We start from the raw sequence: 17,560 nt of genomic DNA on the forward strand, positions 1-17,560 counted from the left end.
TCCCGGCGTTTTAGTCCATGCCTCAGACTTCCCCGGTCAGGTCTACCCGGCAGCCAGCACTTGGTTTGGCGGGTAATTTAGGTGTACGGACAGCTAAATTTATTGGCACGTACAACTAACGAGTACAGGTCACCGTCGTCGCATCGGCTTCATTAGTCCGTTCTACAAGACGATTCCGGGTCAGCTCAACAATGGTGCTGACAGACTCGGATTCCTGCATCATGCCGGCTTCCATCTGCGGGATCATCATATCCACCATGGGGTTGGGTTCACCCAGATTTTCGGCGCTGACTTCAGTCGTGGTCGTTGTGAGCTGATCGCCCTCAAGTGACCAGTTGCCGCTGCCAGCAACACCCAGATTCATCGGGGCCATCGACGGCACTTCCATGTTCATGGTCATATCATAGACAGCGGTTCGGTCAGCGCGATAGTTGACCTTCAACTGCATATCGAGCTCCACACCATCAGTGGTTTCCGAATAATCGCAGTTCCAGGTGCCCACCAGCAGATCAGGGTCGGGCTCAGCCAGCGCCAGAGGGGCCAGGGAGGCGATGAACAGGCCTGCGGTGAGCTTTGCAATCGGTTTCATGGGTCTTCCTTAACGGATAAATGAACCCGGAGTATACCCATTCAACTGTGATTTGTTCAGGACCCGCCTCACAATAGTCGCCTTCGAATCCGTTGGGTTATATCACTCTGAACGGGGTTGATTCTGCACAAGGTTGAGCGATGGAGGCTTCATTTTCCGGAGCTGCTTCATTACTCTGCGCTCAAACCTCACAGGAACACCACTTGACTACAACTTTCACTACTCACACATACGATCGCGCCTGGTGGAAAGAAGCCGTGGTGTACCAGATTTATCCGCGCAGCTTTATGGACAGCAATGGCGACGGCATTGGAGATCTGAACGGTATTATCCGCAAGCTCGACTACTTGCAGGAACTTGGGGTAACGGTGCTCTGGTTGTGCCCTATTTTCTCGTCGCCGAACGACGACAATGGGTATGACATCAGTGACTATCAGAACATCATGGCCGACTTCGGTACGCTTGCCGATTTTGATCGCTTGTTGGAGGAAGCCCACAAGCGCGGCTTGCGCATCTTGCTCGACCTGGTGTTGAACCACAGCAGTGATGAACACCCCTGGTTTCTTGAATCACGCTCATCGAAAACCAACCCGAAACGGGACTGGTACATCTGGCGCGAGGGCAAGAGTGGCCAGCCACCCAATAACTGGGAAAGCATTTTTAACGAGTCGGTGTGGGAATACGATGCGGCGACCGATGAATATTTCATGCACGTCTTTTCACGCAAACAGCCCGACCTGAACTGGGAAAACACCGAGATGCGCGCCGCCCTGTACGACATGGTGCGCTGGTGGCTCGACAAAGGCGTCGACGGGTTTCGCATTGATGCCATCTCCCACATTCGCAAGCTACCGGGTTTGCCAGACATGCCGAACCCCAAGGGGCTGCCGACCGTGCCCTCCGCCGCCGGCCACATGAACGTCGATGGCGTGATGGATTACATCAGTGACCTGTGCGCCAACACCTTTGCCCACTACGACATCATGACCGTCGGCGAGGCCAATGGCGTCACCGTCGATCAGGCGCCCGAGTGGGTCGCGCCCGAACAACGCAACTTCAACATGCTGTTTCAGTTCGAACAGCTCAAACTCTGGCAAACCGACGGCGCTGCCGGGCTCGATCTGCCGCACCTGAAACAGGTGCTGACGCGCTGGCAAAAAGGGCTGGAAGGCCAGGGCTGGAATGCCTTGTTTGTCGAAAACCACGACATACCCCGCATTGTTTCAACCTGGGGGGATGACGACCATTACTGGCGAGAGAGCGCCACCGCCATCGCCACCCTCTATTTCCTGATGCAGGGCACGCCCTTTATTTACCAGGGCCAGGAACTGGGCATGACCAACTACCCCTTCACTGAGCTGCAGCAATTCGACGACGTGGCCATCCACAACCTGGCCCGACAGCGCCGCGAACAGGGCTGGGGGGAAGAGGATATTCTCACCAGCATTCGCGACAACGCCCGCGACAATTCACGTACTCCCATGCAATGGGACAGCAGCGAACACGGTGGCTTTACCACCGGCACCCCCTGGCTCGCCGTAAACCCCAACACCCGTAATATCAACGTCGCCAGCCAACAACAGGATTCGAATTCGGTATTGGCTTATTACCAGCAACTGATTCGCCTGCGTCGCGAACACCCGACGCTCATTTACGGCCAATACGATCTGATGCTGGAAGAGCACCCGCAGATTTTTGCCTACCGCCGCAGCGGAGATGATCGGTTTATTGTGCTGTGCAACCTGAGCGGTCAACCCGCAGCGGTCGATCCGGCACCGGTTGATCTGGACAACGCGGCCCTGGTGCTTGGAAATCAGCCAGCCGACGCGGCACGCCATTCATTAACATTGGCACCTTTCGAGGCACGGGTGTACCGGATTCGCAGCGCAAACACCGCTTAGCAGGCTGGTAAACACGCATCGTAATCCATCAACCTGCTACCGGAACACGGCCGTCCCGGTAATTTCGCGCTGTCTGGTTCTCGTGGCTTGGAAAAGGCAGGAGGCCATTTTCAACGCCCTGATAATAGTTGCGTTCGTCGTTGAAAATGACGGTATACTGACCGTTGATCCGACTACGGACCGAAGTGAGCGCCATGTCAGACAACCGGAAACCTCGCCGCAAACACCCGCCCCCTCCCGCACTGAGGGGACTGGCGGTTGGCATTCTGCTGGGGTTTTTTCCGGCGGCTGTATGGGCGGAAAGCGCCTCGACGGTTCGGCTGGTCACCGGTGACAATTATGCGCCGTTTTCCGACCAGACCCTGCCCGAAGGTGGCCTGGCCACGCACCTGGTGCGCTATCTGTTCGAGCAAATCGTTCAGCCGGTTGAGATTGACATTACCGGGTGGGCCACCGGCTATCAGGCTGCGTTGGACGGCGACTATGCCGGCACTTTTCCCTACATCGAATCGGAACAACGTCTTGAAGACTATCTGTTTTCAGACCCGCTGTTTACCGTCAGTTCCTACGCCTACGTTGATCAGTCGAGCACCATCAACGCCAGCAGCCCGGAAGATCTGGCCGGCTTGACCTTATGTCTGCCTGAAGGCTTTGCGCACGGACCCGCCCTGAACCCTCTGGTGGAAAGCGGCTCTATCACCCGCCTTACCCCTACGGATATGCCAAGCTGCTTTGCCATGCTGCAGTCTGGCGAGGCCGATTTCGTCAAGATCAACCGCTATGTGGCACGCGAATTACTGCGCAATGCTGGCGTTCCGCATTCGGCCATCCGGGCGCTGCCGTTTCCGGTAGAAACCGTATCGATGCACTTTATTGCTCCGCGCAACCAGAGCGGTTCGCCCGCCCTGATTGCCAGCGTAAACCAGGCCCTGGCGGACCTGCAGCAGGACAACGAATACGCCCGCTTCGTCGACGACTACCTGACGATCATCTACCCTCGTCAGATGCCTTCCAGCTCGGCCCCGTAATCTGGCCCCCAGCGCTTGCGAATGCGGTCCATTACCTCGGCCAGGGCGAGCGAATCGGCCCAGCTGTGCTCTTCACATTGCAGCAAGCCGGCTGCCAGACTGCGGTTCACGGCACTGAATTCATAGTGATAGCCACGCCCCAGCAATGGGTATTGCTGCTGGCTGACCGGTGCCTTACCTACTTGCCAGCGGGCCGCCTGGCTGGCGAACCAGGGCGCTTTAATCTCCACCCAGCCGTCTTCGCCGCTGATGGCCGCCTGCGTCGGCAACGGAAAATCCAGGCTGTACGACAGCGATGCACGTGCCCCGTCCGCATACCGCAACACCAGATCGGCCGACCGGTCGACGCCGCGAACGCCGAGCGTCACATCACCCTCAATATCCACAGGCGCGCCGAACAGATCCAGTGGCAACAACAGGGGGTAAATGCCGATATCCAGCAATGAGCCACCGGCGAGTTCAGGGGCGTTCAGTCGATGATCCGGGTCAGCCGGTGCCGCGAAACCGAAGCTGGCCTGGCAATGGCGCACCTGGCCGATACGGCCGGATTTCAGATCCGCCAGAACCGACCGGTAAACCGGGCTGAAGCGCGTCCACAGAGCCTCAACACACAGCACCTGGCACCGTTCAGCCGTCTCATACAGGCTTTTGGTCTGGGCTGCGTTCAGGGTGGCCGGTTTCTCGACCAAGACGGCCTTGCCCGCCTCCATAGCTGCCAGGGCCTGCTGGCGATGCTGGGTGTGGGGGCTGGCGATATAAACCACATCGATGTCATCCCGCGCCAGCAGGGTGTCGAGATCGTCGAACGCCAGTGCAAGCCCATGGCGGTCGGCAAAGGTCTGTGCGCTGGCCTGGGAGCGCGAGCATACGGCGACAAACTCACCGCCGTTTCCGTGCCGGGCATCGGCGACAAACTGGTCGGCCATACCACCGGTGCCAACAACGGCCCAGCGATAGGGTGCGGATGAAAGTTCAGAAGTCATGCGGGACACTCCTTTGGGTCACTCGGGACCGTTCTTGTTGTTGGTTCGAATGCGCGCGGTTGCTCAGATGCCAACGCCAGCCAGGCGATCACTGCAGGGGCGTAACCCGGTTCATAAATCGTTGAGCCCGGGCTTCACGTTCTTCATTCTGGCCTTTGTACAAGACGGATATTTTTACCCACCCTGAGTCGACCGCATAGAGCCGGTGGCGCTGTATCCGGTTTTCGGCATCGTACAAGGCGTATCGAGCAGTCGATCCAGTGCTTTGCATGGGCTCGTAAACGCTCCCGGCCACCTGCTCGCGATCGGTCTCCAGCATGCGGGCGGCCAGTTCGGGCAATGGCTGCGTCAAGTCGCCGGTTTGTACCAGAAAATCCATACCCCGACGTCGCAAGAACCAGGCGTCGGTGTCCGCATTCGGCTGGGCACTGGGTTCGGCCTCCCACTCCACGGCAATGGCGTCGTCGATCGTTGTTGTTACGTAGTCGGGCTGATCAACCGGTTTCAGGCGGGTTGGCCATTGCAGATAGACAAAGCCAATCAGTAATACAATGACTATCCAGAAGGTGGGGCGGCGTATGGCGTCTCGCCAGCCAGTAACCGGAGTGCGGTCGGCTGACGGATCATCCGGGCGATGCGACACGGCAGGTTCTCTTTTGTGAGCTGAAATAAATAAACTGGCCGCACTGTACCGCAATGCACCGGCGCGGGCCAGTCAGTCGCATCTAGGTGGCCGCGCTGCCAGTTGAAGCACAACAGCACGGCCAACTGACTAGTTGGCGAAACTCGGTGACTGGCAGGTTTCAGGTGCCTGCTGAATCACATCGAAGGTGGTGTCGGCGAAGTCGGATACATAGGGAGTTAACCCGCCTTTACCTGCCGTCGCAAACACATAGTCCGCCAGGTCGTTGCCTGCGTTCATCCGGTGCCCTGAAAACACCGATTGCGAGCGTTCGTCGTACTGGGCAAGCATGTCGGGCGTGGAGCCCTGATTCGAGGTCAGATCAACCGGCTCACCGGTTGCCCGGCAATCTTCATTGGCCAGCCAAACCAGACTGCCAACCACGTTCAGGCCACCTTCACGGAAATCGCGCAGCAGGTTTTCCTGAAAATAAGACATTGAATCGCCTCGCTCCTCTGCCTGCTGACTGTTGTTGAGCACCATGTTGTCTTCAAACAGCAAGCGGCCGCCCACGCGAATGCTCAGGATATCCTTGCGATAGCCATAGAATACGTTATTGAACAAATGGGCCTGACCACGCCGCAACAAGGGTATACGGCGTAGCGTCTCATACCGCTTGTCGCTGTAGTATTCGTCGTGCGTGACGAAGAGATTATTGTGCAGTGTCGCGGTAATCTGCTCATTGATGGTTCTGCTGTCGCTGGAGCCCATCAAGCCAGTACGCTTGACGTTAATCAGCTTGTTAAACGACAAGGTCACATCATAAGCGCCCACTTTAATATCCCAGGCCGAATCGCCGGTATTATCAAAGGTATTCTGGTGAATCCAGATATCGTGAGACTCCCCGGTTGAGCGAATCATATCCGGATCGAGATCATGGTCTTCGACATGGCCCGCCCCACGAAACTCCATATTGGTAATGATGACATTGCGACTGGCGTGGGTTGACTTGCCTCCGGAGTCCGACCCGATGGCGAAGCCATTAAACAGCATGTAAGCCTGGCTGCCGCGGCCATCCACGGTGGTGTTGGAATGAATCATCCGGTTGCGAATGGGCAGGCTGGAATCGTTCAGCCGCACATTATAAAACTCATTCAGGCAGTCTTCCGATGATATGGCATTCACCGAACACCACAACGGCGGCTCCATACACTCGCCGACGGAGGCATTACCCAATGCCGATCTGACGTTCGGATCTGCGCAATACAGGCGATGAAAGGAGATATCCGTCGGCTCGGTGAAACCCTGCTTGTCGAATACCACCCATTGTGGGTCATCCGTGCTGATGGCATCAAACAACTGCTGCTCAACCGAGGTTTCAGCATCGCGACGAATAACGACCAGGGTGCTATTGCCGGATGCATCGTATCCGCCGGTACTGTGCTCACCAAAACCGATCGGCTGACCAAGGCTTTGATGCAGACAGCTGACAATCTCCTGGTCGGTCGTCAGCACCGGTGATGAACGCCAGTTTACGGCCGGGTTGTCCACCAGCTCCCGGCACGCATCTCGCCAGGCCTGATCGGTATCTGGTGGCGTTGGATTATCCGGTGGTGTTGGATCATCGGGTGGCGTCGAATCGTCCGGCGGTGTTGAATCATCGGGTGGCGTCGAATCGTCTGGCGGTGTTGAATCGTCGGGTGGCGGCGTGTCGTCGCTCTGGCCATCACCGCATTCACTGGGGGTCAGCTCATTGCTGTCGAACGTCAGATAATCGATGTTGGAGAGGCCGGAATCACTGGTAGCCACCAACGTGATGTCGTTATGGCCTTCGTTCAAATACACCGGCATCCCGTCAGTGAGCTGATAGTCAGTCCAGCCCTGGGTGGGTAACAAATCCACCAAACTGGATTCAACAGCGTTCACACTGAACGTGCCTGGCCGTGCGGCGTTACCGCCATTGGCGTGCCGGACACTCAGTGAATACGAACCGGCCTGCGGCGCCTGAACGGCCCAGGTTAGGGTCGCACCGCTAACGTTTTCACTGTTGACGTAGCCGGTGCCGGTAAAGCCCAGATGTTCTGTCTCGATGTCGCCTTCAACACCGCAAAAACCGCTTTCATTTTCCTGTAATACCAAAGGCCCGGCCGGGCTCTCATCCTCATCCTGGTCGGCGGGTACGTCCTCTGCATCTGACTCGTCGGGCGATGTTACCTCTTCAGTTGCTTCGCCTTTGTCTGGTTTGGAAACAACAATGGAAACGTCCTCGTCCAGGCATGCGCTGAGCAGTCCCAGTGAGGTTAACAATAAGAGTGTTCTTTTCATGATGAGTGTCACCTGATCCCTGTGGAATGTTAATGTATGACAATAAAACATCGGTCAGGAAGGGTCACTCGGAACACATTGGAATTGTGGCGTAATACCATTAATAGGAGCAGTGTTGTCTCGAATTGTGCGCAAGTTCTGCAATCATTGAGACAGAGTTAACGTTTTAACCGCGATCATTTCTGGTTATTCCGATTGTTGACGGGTGGCGTGTAAACCCAGCAGGAGGCTCACCAGGCGCAACGTACGAGCCGATCATGTTCTTCGGTGCCATTGCGTCCCAGTGGTGTGGCGGAGGGTGCCGGTTAGTCCTGAATCTTGGAGAATTCCCGGTCCAGTTCATAGCGCTTGGAGGTCACGTACTGCTCCATTCGTTCGACCCGGCTCAGGACGCGGTTCAGGCGTTCCTGAGCCGTACTGAGCCGCTCGCTGGGGCTTTCACCGTAGCGAAAAAGATTGCGCGGCCGGTCCTGATGGCTGTTCTCGTCGTACTGGTATTCCTGCTGCACCGGGCCTTTGGGACGAGGTGCCATGGCGACACAGGCGCCGATGTAGGCCAGCATGGTCAGGAAGCCAAAAAACATAAATCCCGCCACCACGATCAATCGGGCAATCCAGGGTTCAATGTTAAAGTGGTCGGCCAGACCCGCACAGACACCGCCGAGCCAGCCGTCTTTCTTGTTCCGGTACAGGTTCATGCCGAAGCCTTCGCGGCGACGCTGCCAGAATTCTTTCTTAGTCATTAGAGTCTCTCCGACGTATCAGCGTTCCCGCTTCCAGCGGGGGCTGCGTTCATCCAAAATACCTTCCAGGGCATCGACCCGGTCGACAACCTTGTCGAGGGTGCGCAGCAGGTCATCCAACTTCACCTGGTCATCCTCAGACAACCCCTGCCGGGTTCGCCCCTTGTGGCGATAGTCCAGCACCAGCCAGATTGGCATCACCACCACCAAAAACAGAATGGTTGGGACAAACAAAAATTCAAAGAAATGCATGCCTTAACTCCTTGCGGGCCAGCCAATCAGACCAGCCCGTGGCTCAATATTATTCCGGACGGTTTTTCATTTTTGCTTTCAGGCGTTCCAGCTCAAGATTGATGCTGTCGTCCCGAACCAGGTTGTCGATCTCCCCGGCCAGATCCGTGCGCTCGTTCTTGCCAAGATCCATCGCCTCGATCTCGCTTTCCATTGAATCCATGCGGCGCTCGTAGCGTTCGAACTTCTCAAAAGCATCCTGCAGCGACTCACGCGACAGCTGCTCTTTCGCCCGGCGCCGGCTCGACACCGTTTGATGCCGCATGACCATGGACTTCTGCTTGGCCTTGGCATCGGTCAGCTTTTGCTGCAACTGCCCGATCTCACCGGACAACTGTTTCAGGTGTTCATCCAACGCCGCAAACTCCTGCTCAATGATAGCTTCTTCTTCCTGCAGGACCTGTTTTTCCGCCAGCGCAGCGCGGGCCAAATCTTCCCGGTTTTTCTCCAGTGCCAGGGTAGCCTTGGCTTCCCATTCGGCCACTTCCGCATGCAAGCGGTCCAGTCGGCGCTGAGCGTCTTTCTTGTCGGCAATGATGCGCGCCGAACTGCTGCGCACTTCCACCAGCGTTTCTTCCATTTCCTGAATGATCAGCCGAATCATCTTCTGCGGATCTTCAGCCCGGTCCAGCAAGGCGGTCAGATTGGAATTGATGATGTCGGTCAGTCTCGAAAATATACCCATAGCTCACACTCCTGATTGCCAAATAGTGGTTAATAAGCCTGCTGAAACAATCGTTCAGCGGTGTTCTAACGTTCGTTGGGAGACCGCGCGAACAGATGTGTAATGCTCTCGTAGAGCATGGTCATCCAAACGAAGGTCAATAATCCGATGCCCAGGTGCGTCACCACCGCCAGGGCGCTGCTCAGCGTAATCATGCCCATGTACAGCGGTGCGCGCGGGTTCAACATAAACATAGCCTGTCCCTCTGTCTGATAATCCCTGGCTACAGCAAATCGTCAGTGATTGGTTGCGTTACGCCTTTGCTATTACAGATACTGTGCCAAGTCGCTAATCCATTGATTTATAAGAACTTTATGGATTTCACCTCACATAGAGCTAGACTTTATTAGCTTTAAAAGCTAATTTATTTAGCCATTCAAACCAATGCATAGAGAACAGACATGACCGAGCGCAGCCCACAGCGAATCCTTGGTGAAAGCCCGGCCTTGTCTGACCTCCTAGACCGGGTATCCCAGGTCGCCCCGCTCACTCGCCCTGTACTGGTCATCGGCGAGCGGGGCACCGGTAAGGAACTGATCGCCGAACGGCTGCATTTTCTGTCGCAGCGCTGGCAACAACCGTTTCTGAAAATCAACTGCGGCGCCATCAGCGAATCCCTGCTCGATGCTGACCTATTCGGCTATGAACCCGGCGCTTTTACCGGCGCTACCCGGCTGCACAAAGGCCGCTTCGAACGAGCACACGAAGGCACGCTGTTTCTGGATGAAGTAGGCAACATGTCGCAGGCGTTACAGGAAAAACTGCTGCGCCTGATCGAGTACGGTGAATTTGAACGCCTCGGCGGCCAGCAAACCCTCACCGTCGACGTGCGCATCATCGCCGCCACCAACGAACACCTGCCGGGCCTGGCCGCAGAAGGCCGCTTCCGCGCCGACTTGCTCGACCGCCTGGCGTTCGACGTACTCACCCTGCCGCCCCTGCGCCACCGACACGACGACATCACCCTGCTTGCCGATCAATTCGGCATTCAGATGAGCAGTGAACTGGGCTGGGAGGTGTTTCCGGGGTTTACCGACCGGGCACTGGAGCAGCTAACCAGACACCCCTTCTACGGCAATGTCCGCGAACTCAAGAACGCCATCGAACGCAGCGTCTACCGCTGGGGCAATGAAGCCGAACCAATTGACGACCTGGTGCTCGACCCCTTTCACTCACCCTGGCAACCCGCACCGGAAACCACAGAAAACGGCTTTGCAGCCAACCCAGGCGAGAGTTTCAGCGAACAGGTCAGTCGTTATGAAGTGGCGTTACTGGAAGGCGCACTGGATGCCAATGGCCGTCACCAGGGGCGGGCGGCTGAAGCGCTGGGGCTGAGTTACCATCAGTTTCGCAGCCAGCTGAGAAAACATGGGTTAATTGAGCAGAAGAGACAACGTTAATAGGGTGCCAGACCGGGCACACCCCGGTCTGCTGGGAGAGCAGTCGGGTTACACCGCGTCTTCGCCGGTCTCGCCGGTACGGATGCGGATGACTTGCTCCAGTGATGAGACAAAGATTTTGCCGTCGCCGATCTTGCCGGTGTTGGCGGCTTTGGAGATCGCTTCGATAACGGACTCCACCTTGGCATCGTCGATGGCGACTTCGAGTTTGATCTTGGGCAGGAAATCGACCACATACTCGGCGCCGCGATACAGCTCGGTATGGCCCTTCTGGCGACCAAAGCCCTTTACCTCGGTGACGGTAATGCCCTGAACACCCACTTCAGAGAGGGATTCGCGAACATCGTCGAGTTTGAACGGTTTAATAATGGCAGTTACAAGCTTCATGCTGAACTCCTCAGAGTAACGGAATAGCCGATAGATGCGATGAGCATACCCTACTGGTCTGGCCGTTAACAATTCGAGTATAGGAGATTTCAAACACCTGTCAAAATGGAAGCTCTGGTCACCCAGGCAACAAAAAAGGGCCCGAAGGCCCTTTTGGAGGTTAGATCAACTTGCCGGAGATCACTTGGAGCCAGTGAATTCCGGGTAAGCGTCCATGCCGCACTCGGCAATGTCGACGCCTTCGTACTCTTCTTCCTCGGTGACACGAATGCCCATAACCGCCTTGAGGATGCCCCAGACAACCAGTGAGGCGACGAATACCCAGACGAAGATGGTCAGCGCACCGATGATCTGGCCAGAGAAGGTTGCGCCATCGTTAGTGAACGGCACCAGCAACAGACCCAGCAGACCGACGACACCGTGCACCGAGATGGCACCAACGGGGTCATCAATCTTCATTTTGTCGAGCGTCACGATGCTGAAGACCACAACCAGGCCACCCAGGGCACCGAACAGCGTGGCGAGCAGCGGGGTTGGTGTTGACGGTTCAGCGGTAATGGCCACCAGGCCAGCCAGGGCACCGTTCAGGGCCATGGTCAGGTCAGCTTTCTTGAACCACAGGCGTGCCAGGATCAGAGCGGCAATAGAACCACCAGCGGCAGCAGCGTTGGTGTTCAGGAACACCAGGGCGACGGCGTTGGCGCTTTCGGCATCCGCGACTTTCAGTACGGAACCGCCGTTGAAGCCGAACCAGCCCATCCACAGGATGAAGGTACCCAGGGTCGCCAGCGGCAAGTTGGAGCCTGGAATGGCGTTGATTTCGCCGTTCTTGCCATACTTGCCCTTACGAGCACCCAGCAACAGAACACCAGCCAGTGCAGCAGACGCACCTGCCATGTGCACAATGCCAGAGCCTGCGAAGTCACTGAAGCCCAGGTCGCCCAGGGTGTACATGCCAAACACAGCCTGACCACCCCAGGTCCAGGAACCTTCCAGCGGGTAGATCACGCCGGTCATCACAACGGCAAACACCAGGAAGGCCCACAGCTTCATCCGCTCGGCAACCGCACCGGAGATGATCGACATGGCCGTGGCAACAAACACCACCTGGAAGAAGAAGTCGGAAGACGGTGAGTAGTAGCCGTCGCCGATTTCAGTAATGCCGGTCAGGAACAGGCCACCGTCGTACATGATGGCGTAACCGCAGATCAGGTACATGGTGCAGGAAATGGAATACAGCGCTACGTTCTTGGTCAGGATTTCTGTGGTGTTCTTGGCGCGGACCAGGCCGGCTTCGAGCATGGAGAAGCCCGCGGCCATCCACATCACCAGAGCGCCACAGATCAGAAAGTAAAATGTATCGAGTGCGTATTGTACTTGCGTCAATTCGTTCATTGTTCAGTCTCTCCCGTTAGTCAACCCGGCTCAGATCGCGTCGTTGCCAGTTTCGCCGGTACGAATGCGAATCGCCTGTTCCAGCGGGGTCACAAAGATCTTGCCGTCACCGATTTTTCCGGTGTTGGCGGCCTTGGTAATCGATTCGATGGCGCGGTCGAGCAGTTCGTCTGAAATACCGACCTCAACCTTCACCTTGGGCAGAAAATCCACCACGTACTCTGCGCCGCGATAGAGTTCAGTGTGGCCTTTCTGACGACCAAAGCCTTTCACTTCAGTCACGGTAATGCCCTGCACGCCTATTTCTGACAGCGCTTCGCGGACGTCGTCCAACTTAAAGGGCTTGATAATGGCTGATACGAGTTTCATGTCGTTCACTCCTGTTGATTCCACCGTTGCGCTGAGAATCAGCACCGGCCCGAGGGTTTGGCCGCCACCATCAGTGCGGCAGCCGGTCACCCGAGTTACAATGTCCAATGCAACGGTTGGCTGCGATTGGTTTCATCCGTGGAGGGTCTATAGCGAAGCCCGTGCCAACTCGACTAACCCTTTAATATCAAGCAGTTAGCCATTGAACTGCGTCACAAACCACGTTGTGACGCACCGATTTGGAGCGCTGCACAATAAGTGTGCGGCATGAAAGCACCCCGATGGAGCACAGCCATGAAACTGCCCGAAGACCTACTCGACCAGATCAGCCGTCAGGCGAGCGAACTGTTCAGCCAGGGCCAGCAGGCCCGCAGCGAGGTGCGCCAGAACTTGCGCAGCCTGATGCAAGCGCAACTGAGCAAACTCGATGTCGTCAGCCGCGAGGAGTTCGAAGCGCAACAGGCCGTGCTGCAGCGCACGCGCGAGCAACTGGCCGACCTTGAGCAACAACTGGCCGATCTGGAAAGCCGGCTAAAGCCATGACTTCCGCCACTGGCCCGGGCCAGGCACTCGCCTACACTCACTGACATCTGGTTCCTAGCGGAGAGACACACGATGCGCACCAACCCGTTGATCACCCCGGCACTGGCCGGCACTGCTTTACTGTTGCTATGCGTGCCTGCCCAGGCATCTGACCACACAAAAACAGCGCTGATCGATATGGAGGATGCGCGGTCAGGGGGCTTTGGCGGGCCACTGGTTAAGCTGGGACCGGTCAACGGTGACAATGCCGTCATGATCGGTGGCGAGGGTGGCGCAACCTTCACTTCGGGCTCCCATTCGCTGATCATCGGCGGTGCCGGTTACGGCCTGGTCAATGAACTGGAATGGGACGACACCGGGCGCAAGCTGGAGATGGGCTATGCAGGCTTGCTGATGGGCTATACCCACCAGCCCGATCGGGTGGTGCACTGGGAAAGCAAGGTATTGCTGGGGGCGGGGAATGTATCCATCGTCGACAGCGGCGGCAGCGACGATGAAGATGCCAACTTCCTGGTCAGCGAATTCAGCCTCTCCGGCGAGGTCAATGTGACCGACTTTCTGGAAATCGGCATCGGCGGTGCCTATCGGCTGACCAGCGAACCACTGATCGACAACCTGGATGCCAGCGACATCTCCGGCCCCAGCGTATTCATCAGCTTCCAGTTCGGGCAGATCTAGTAACTCGAGTTTCGGAGTTAAGGTTATTCACATCGCCTTGAGCCCGCGACGGATGGCAGGGCTGCTACTGAGGGGGCGCCGTGGATACATCCGTGTAGGCTTAACTTCGGGATATGAATCCCATCCATGGGATTCACCCTACGGGCTCGCTTCGCTCATGCTAAAACGCTCCCGGCGTTTTAGTCCATGCCTCAGATACCCCCACAGAAGCAGCCCTGCCAGCCGACGCTAACCCAGTGCGGAATTTGAAATTTGAGCCTAAAAGCCCTAATAGCCGGAGAATTGGATATCAATCTTCCGCATCAGGCTCAGCCCGATGTGCTGATCATAGTACGCCGCTTCATTGATGAATGCCCCGTATAAGGTTTCAGTGCCTTCATAATTCAGGGTTTCACCTTCCAGCGTAATGAACAGCGGGTCGCCCGGTTGAATGGGCTGGTAATCGGTGTCTTGCCGATCGGGATGAATCATCGCCGTCAGTTCACCACGTTCATTTTCCGGCAGTTTTAGCTTTTCGACAAACTGGAACCCTGGCAAAGACGCTGGCAATTCTGGCTGATTACCCGCGCGCACGGCCGCCAGATAATCCAGCCCAAGGCGGGTAGCCTGGCGCGTTTTGTCAAACACATCCCAGCGCAACATGCCCTGAGGCACGGGCCCCACCTCCACCAGCAAGCCATGATGTTTCGCCAGTGAGATCAGGAAATTATCGCCCAGGCGATCTTCCGGCTCATAAAACAACGTAACCTCAGGCATCTGCTGCTTGATGTAGAACGCCATGCCCACCACCAGCGCATCGTCTGATTTGATCACCAGGGTAGTGCCCATATTGGCAGTGGTGGTGTGCAGATCGATGATGAAATCGACGCGGGGGGCGTCTTTTGGGCCTAGCAGAGTGTTCAGTGATTTGGCTCGGTTCTGCTCGTAGCCGCAGAGGCTGTGGTCGGAGAGGTCATCCCAGCTGAACTGCCGGTTCAGATCCTGATCGAGGTAACGCCGGTTGCAGCCATTGGCCTTGGGGTTGGCCAGATGCAGCTCGGTCACCAGGCCGTCCCGGCAGATTTCTTCGGGGTTATTGCGCCAGTGTTTGAGCAAATGCACCCCGGTAAGTTCATTACCGTGAGTACCGCCAGTGATGGCAACGTGTTTGATCGGGGATGTCGACATGGGGCACCTGCTTGGCTTAGCTGTATTCTTCTACCCAGTATGAGGTAGTTGGAGAAAAAGCCAATCCCTCACCACATTCAGTCTACCCAAGGTGACTGATGAGAGGGGTCAACAAGGCGATGGCGGTTATTACTCGACTTAAGATTGAAAGGCAGCGACCAATTGAGTGTCAGGTGCCGGGTATATCTATCTGGGGTAGTCCGCAGCAGGGATGCTGCGGTCTAGGCCCCATGGATGGGTCCACGCCGACCCCAGATATATATATACCCGGTGCCTGACACGGACGACTGGTACCGAGGCAACCCAAACGCCGAAGGTTCAGTTACTTAACCAGCCCAATCTCGCGCAACCGTTCCATCAGGTATTCATCGCTGGTGATCGGTGGGTAGCGTTTCGGGTTGTCTTCGGTGACGCACTGCGGCAGTGCATCCAGCGAGGTGCCCGGGTTTGGGTGGACAAAGAACGGAATGGAGAACCGCGATACCTTGCCGGCCTCGCCTTTGGGGTTAACCACACGGTGCGTGGTTGAAGGCAACACATGGTTGGTCAGGCGCTGCAGCATGTCGCCGACGTTGCAGATGATGGTGCCTTCAATCATCGAAATGCCGACCCACTCGCCGCGCATGTTCTTCACTTCCAGACCTTCCTGCTCGGAACCGACCAGCAGCGTGATCAGGTTGATGTCTTCGTGTGCCCCGGCGCGCACATTGGGCAGATTCGGATCGGTGATCGGCGGGTAATGCAGTGGCCGGAGAATGCTGTTGCCGTAGTTCACCTTTTCGTCGAAATAGTGCCGGTCTTCGCCGATAAACAAGGCAAACGCTTGCAGCAGTTCCTGAGACAGCGCATCCAGCTCGTAGTAGAGCCGCAACATGGCGTCCTTGAACTCGGGCACTTCTTCCGGCCAGACGTTCGGAGTCAGGTCTTTGTGTGGCGCTTCGCCTTCGATCTCGCGGCCCACATGCCAGAACTCCTTCAGGTCGACGTGTTCGGCGTTCTTGGCAATCTCGGTACCGAAGGGAGTATAACCCCGGGTGCCACCATTATTCTTGAAATAGGCTTTCTTGGTGTCATCGGGCAGCGCGAAGACTTTCTCGGCCGCGCGCAGGGCATTAATGGCCACCGACGAATCGATGCCATGGCCGGTTATGCCGGCAAAGCCCCAGGCCTGATAGGCCGCGCCCATTTCCTGAACAAAGCCTTCGGGGTCGGTTTTGAAACGGCGTAAATCGAGCGTAGGAATGGTGTTCATATCGGCAGTCTCTCGTTCAGGCGATGCCTGATAATACGGTTATCCCCCGCCACGGTCGCAATGCCGCAGCGGGGAATGGTCTCAGTGAGATCCCGAATCGTGTCGGGTGAGGCGTTAATGCGCCTTCTGATCTCAAGTGTGTGACTGGTCCGGCCAGGGATCACCTGGCCCAAGGATCAGGCACGTTCTTTCACATAGGGCTTACCAATGGCCTTGGGCGCCACAGCGCGGCCGATAAAGCCACCCAGCAACACAACGGTCAGAATGTACGGCAATGCCTCTACCAACTGAACCGGCACTTCAAAGCCGAAAATAATGGCACCCTGACTGCGGTCGGCAATGGCTTGCAAGGCCCCGAACAGCAAACAGGCCAGCATGGTGGTTTTGGGCCGCCACTTGCCGAAAATCAGGGCGGCCAGCGCCATATAGCCTTTACCCGCACTCATGTTCGGCGAGAACTGAGCGGTCAGTGCCACGGCCAGGTACACCCCGGCAAAGCCGGCCAGAACGCCACACACCAGCAACGCCAGGTAGCGCACCTGGGTTACGGAAATACCGGCCGTATCAACAGCCTGGGGGTTTTCACCCGTGGCCCGCAGCCGCAAACCGAAACGGGTACGGAACAGCACAAACCAGCAAAGCGGCACCGCCAGAAAGGCCAGATACACCAGAATATAGTGACCACTGAGCAATTCGGAGTAGATGCCACCGATAATCGGCACATCGGCCAGAGCATCGGCAAAGGGGAAGACGATCGGCTCGAAGCGGGCGTTCAGTTCCTCGGCCCGGCTGACCAGGTTGGGCGTGTTGCCGCCCTGGCTGAACCAGTAGTTCCCCACCGCCGCCGTCAGGCCCGCGGCCAGAATATTAATCGCCAGACCCGAGACCACATGGTCACCGTTGTGGGTGACGGTGGCAAAGGCGTGCAGTTGGGCAAAGACAACCGAGGCCATGATGCCCGCGAGCAGGCCCATCCACGGCGAGCCGGTGTAATAGGCCGCCGAAGCACCGGCGAAGGCGCTGATCAGAATCTTGCCTTCCAGTGCTATGTTCACAATGCCCGAACGCTCGGAGAACATGCCGGCCAGAGCGGCAAAAATCAGCGGCGTGGCATTGCGCAGCGTGGCGTCCAGAATCAGAATTATGCTGTCGAATAGTTCCAT

At 56.9% G+C, this 17,560-nt stretch carries 19 protein-coding genes; 5 read left to right on the top strand and 14 right to left on the bottom strand.

The annotated features are described in order from the left end of the window. Window positions 1–115: 115 nt before the first annotated feature. The gene (locus EP166_RS13100; protein ID WP_127557655.1) at window positions 116–589 is read right to left on the bottom strand and encodes a lipocalin family protein; all 474 of its coding nucleotides are present in this window, start codon (window positions 587–589) and stop codon (window positions 116–118) included. Window positions 590–792: 203 nt separating this feature from the next. On the opposite strand from EP166_RS13100, the gene EP166_RS13105 reads away from it, so the two are divergent. After that, entirely contained in the window at window positions 793–2,490 is a 1,698-nt protein-coding gene (locus EP166_RS13105) for a glycoside hydrolase family 13 protein (protein WP_246026291.1), read from the top strand. A gap of 194 nt (window positions 2,491–2,684) precedes the next feature. Further along, on the top strand, window positions 2,685–3,518 hold the full coding sequence (locus EP166_RS13110; protein WP_127557659.1) for a substrate-binding periplasmic protein: 834 nt from the start codon (window positions 2,685–2,687) through the stop codon (window positions 3,516–3,518). Here the strand turns inward: EP166_RS13110 and EP166_RS13115 are convergent. From EP166_RS13115 to EP166_RS21165, 7 genes are all read right to left on the bottom strand, one after another. After that, window positions 3,491–4,501 (bottom strand): Gfo/Idh/MocA family protein, encoded by a 1,011-nt coding sequence (locus EP166_RS13115; protein WP_127557661.1) that lies wholly within the window; start codon window positions 4,499–4,501, stop codon window positions 3,491–3,493. The two genes, EP166_RS13110 and EP166_RS13115, sit on opposite strands and share 28 nt — an antisense overlap. Window positions 4,502–4,589: 88 nt before the next feature. Then, window positions 4,590–5,144, bottom strand: coding sequence for a hypothetical protein (locus EP166_RS13120; RefSeq protein ID WP_127557663.1), 555 nt, complete (start codon window positions 5,142–5,144; stop codon window positions 4,590–4,592). Window positions 5,145–5,273: 129 nt separating this feature from the next. Further along, the gene (locus EP166_RS13125) at window positions 5,274–7,448 is read right to left on the bottom strand and encodes a pectate lyase family protein (protein ID WP_164743931.1); all 2,175 of its coding nucleotides are present in this window, start codon (window positions 7,446–7,448) and stop codon (window positions 5,274–5,276) included. A gap of 305 nt (window positions 7,449–7,753) precedes the next feature. Further along, on the bottom strand, window positions 7,754–8,191 hold the full coding sequence (gene pspC / locus EP166_RS13130; RefSeq protein WP_127557667.1) for an envelope stress response membrane protein PspC: 438 nt from the start codon (window positions 8,189–8,191) through the stop codon (window positions 7,754–7,756). An 18-nt stretch (window positions 8,192–8,209) separates the two neighbouring features. Beyond that, on the bottom strand, window positions 8,210–8,443 hold the full coding sequence (pspB, locus tag EP166_RS13135; RefSeq protein ID WP_127557669.1) for an envelope stress response membrane protein PspB: 234 nt from the start codon (window positions 8,441–8,443) through the stop codon (window positions 8,210–8,212). A 49-nt stretch (window positions 8,444–8,492) separates the two neighbouring features. Continuing rightward, a complete protein-coding gene (pspA, locus tag EP166_RS13140) occupies window positions 8,493–9,167 on the bottom strand; it encodes a phage shock protein PspA (RefSeq protein ID WP_127557671.1) in 675 nt (224 codons plus the stop codon). Between the two features lie 65 nt (window positions 9,168–9,232). Then, window positions 9,233–9,394 carry a hypothetical protein gene (locus tag EP166_RS21165; protein ID WP_164743932.1) on the bottom strand — a complete coding sequence of 54 codons (162 nt, stop codon included), beginning with the start codon at window positions 9,392–9,394 and terminating at the stop codon, window positions 9,233–9,235. A gap of 213 nt (window positions 9,395–9,607) precedes the next feature. Between EP166_RS21165 and pspF the strand changes: the two genes are divergently transcribed. Next, window positions 9,608–10,606 carry a phage shock protein operon transcriptional activator gene (pspF, locus tag EP166_RS13145; RefSeq protein WP_127557673.1) on the top strand — a complete coding sequence of 333 codons (999 nt, stop codon included), beginning with the start codon at window positions 9,608–9,610 and terminating at the stop codon, window positions 10,604–10,606. 48 nt (window positions 10,607–10,654) lie between these two features. On the opposite strand, the gene glnK (EP166_RS13150) is transcribed toward pspF, so the two are convergent. From glnK (EP166_RS13150) to glnK (EP166_RS13160), 3 genes are all read right to left on the bottom strand, one after another. Then, window positions 10,655–10,993 (bottom strand): P-II family nitrogen regulator, encoded by a 339-nt coding sequence (gene glnK, locus EP166_RS13150; protein ID WP_028670786.1) that lies wholly within the window; start codon window positions 10,991–10,993, stop codon window positions 10,655–10,657. A gap of 180 nt (window positions 10,994–11,173) precedes the next feature. Next, window positions 11,174–12,388, bottom strand: coding sequence for an ammonium transporter (locus EP166_RS13155; RefSeq protein ID WP_127557675.1), 1,215 nt, complete (start codon window positions 12,386–12,388; stop codon window positions 11,174–11,176). 30 nt (window positions 12,389–12,418) lie between these two features. After that, the gene (gene glnK / locus EP166_RS13160; protein WP_028670788.1) at window positions 12,419–12,757 is read right to left on the bottom strand and encodes a P-II family nitrogen regulator; all 339 of its coding nucleotides are present in this window, start codon (window positions 12,755–12,757) and stop codon (window positions 12,419–12,421) included. Between the two features lie 294 nt (window positions 12,758–13,051). On the opposite strand from glnK (EP166_RS13160), the gene EP166_RS13165 reads away from it, so the two are divergent. Then, entirely contained in the window at window positions 13,052–13,300 is a 249-nt protein-coding gene (locus EP166_RS13165) for an accessory factor UbiK family protein (protein ID WP_127557677.1), read from the top strand. A gap of 72 nt (window positions 13,301–13,372) precedes the next feature. After that, window positions 13,373–13,978 carry a hypothetical protein gene (locus EP166_RS13170; RefSeq protein WP_127557678.1) on the top strand — a complete coding sequence of 202 codons (606 nt, stop codon included), beginning with the start codon at window positions 13,373–13,375 and terminating at the stop codon, window positions 13,976–13,978. A 267-nt stretch (window positions 13,979–14,245) separates the two neighbouring features. Here the strand turns inward: EP166_RS13170 and EP166_RS13175 are convergent, their stop codons facing one another. The 3 genes from EP166_RS13175 to EP166_RS13185 form a co-directional block, all read right to left on the bottom strand. Next, window positions 14,246–15,145 (bottom strand): aspartoacylase, encoded by a 900-nt coding sequence (locus EP166_RS13175; protein ID WP_127557680.1) that lies wholly within the window; start codon window positions 15,143–15,145, stop codon window positions 14,246–14,248. A gap of 322 nt (window positions 15,146–15,467) precedes the next feature. Beyond that, on the bottom strand, window positions 15,468–16,397 hold the full coding sequence (locus tag EP166_RS13180; RefSeq protein ID WP_127557682.1) for an isopenicillin N synthase family dioxygenase: 930 nt from the start codon (window positions 16,395–16,397) through the stop codon (window positions 15,468–15,470). 176 nt (window positions 16,398–16,573) lie between these two features. Then, entirely contained in the window at window positions 16,574–17,560 is a 987-nt protein-coding gene (locus EP166_RS13185; protein WP_127557684.1) for an ABC transporter permease, read from the bottom strand.

Origin of the sequence: Saccharospirillum alexandrii, from assembly GCF_004000275.1 — a bacterium.
GTDB classification, from domain to species: domain Bacteria; phylum Pseudomonadota; class Gammaproteobacteria; order Pseudomonadales; family Natronospirillaceae; genus Saccharospirillum; species Saccharospirillum alexandrii.

Excerpts from the sequence above, each read along its gene's own strand:
- EP166_RS13100 (WP_127557655.1), bottom strand. The coding sequence starts at position 589 with ATGAAACCGATTGCAAAGCTCACCGCAGGCCTGTTCATCGCCTCCCTG.
- EP166_RS13110 (WP_127557659.1), top strand. The coding sequence starts at position 2,685 with ATGTCAGACAACCGGAAACCTCGCCGCAAACACCCGCCCCCTCCCGCA.
- EP166_RS13115 (WP_127557661.1), bottom strand. The coding sequence starts at position 4,501 with ATGACTTCTGAACTTTCATCCGCACCCTATCGCTGGGCCGTTGTTGGC.
- EP166_RS13125 (WP_164743931.1), bottom strand. The coding sequence starts at position 7,448 with ATGAAAAGAACACTCTTATTGTTAACCTCACTGGGACTGCTCAGCGCA.
- pspC (WP_127557667.1), bottom strand. The coding sequence starts at position 8,191 with ATGACTAAGAAAGAATTCTGGCAGCGTCGCCGCGAAGGCTTCGGCATG.
- pspB (WP_127557669.1), bottom strand. The coding sequence starts at position 8,443 with ATGCATTTCTTTGAATTTTTGTTTGTCCCAACCATTCTGTTTTTGGTG.
- pspA (WP_127557671.1), bottom strand. The coding sequence starts at position 9,167 with ATGGGTATATTTTCGAGACTGACCGACATCATCAATTCCAATCTGACC.
- EP166_RS21165 (WP_164743932.1), bottom strand. The coding sequence starts at position 9,394 with ATGTTGAACCCGCGCGCACCGCTGTACATGGGCATGATTACGCTGAGC.
- pspF (WP_127557673.1), top strand. The coding sequence starts at position 9,608 with ATGACCGAGCGCAGCCCACAGCGAATCCTTGGTGAAAGCCCGGCCTTG.
- glnK (WP_028670786.1), bottom strand. The coding sequence starts at position 10,993 with ATGAAGCTTGTAACTGCCATTATTAAACCGTTCAAACTCGACGATGTT.
- EP166_RS13155 (WP_127557675.1), bottom strand. The coding sequence starts at position 12,388 with ATGAACGAATTGACGCAAGTACAATACGCACTCGATACATTTTACTTT.
- glnK (WP_028670788.1), bottom strand. The coding sequence starts at position 12,757 with ATGAAACTCGTATCAGCCATTATCAAGCCCTTTAAGTTGGACGACGTC.
- EP166_RS13165 (WP_127557677.1), top strand. The coding sequence starts at position 13,052 with ATGAAACTGCCCGAAGACCTACTCGACCAGATCAGCCGTCAGGCGAGC.
- EP166_RS13170 (WP_127557678.1), top strand. The coding sequence starts at position 13,373 with ATGCGCACCAACCCGTTGATCACCCCGGCACTGGCCGGCACTGCTTTA.
- EP166_RS13175 (WP_127557680.1), bottom strand. The coding sequence starts at position 15,145 with ATGTCGACATCCCCGATCAAACACGTTGCCATCACTGGCGGTACTCAC.
- EP166_RS13180 (WP_127557682.1), bottom strand. The coding sequence starts at position 16,397 with ATGAACACCATTCCTACGCTCGATTTACGCCGTTTCAAAACCGACCCC.
- EP166_RS13185 (WP_127557684.1), bottom strand. The coding sequence starts at position 17,560 with ATGGAACTATTCGACAGCATAATTCTGATTCTGGACGCCACGCTGCGC.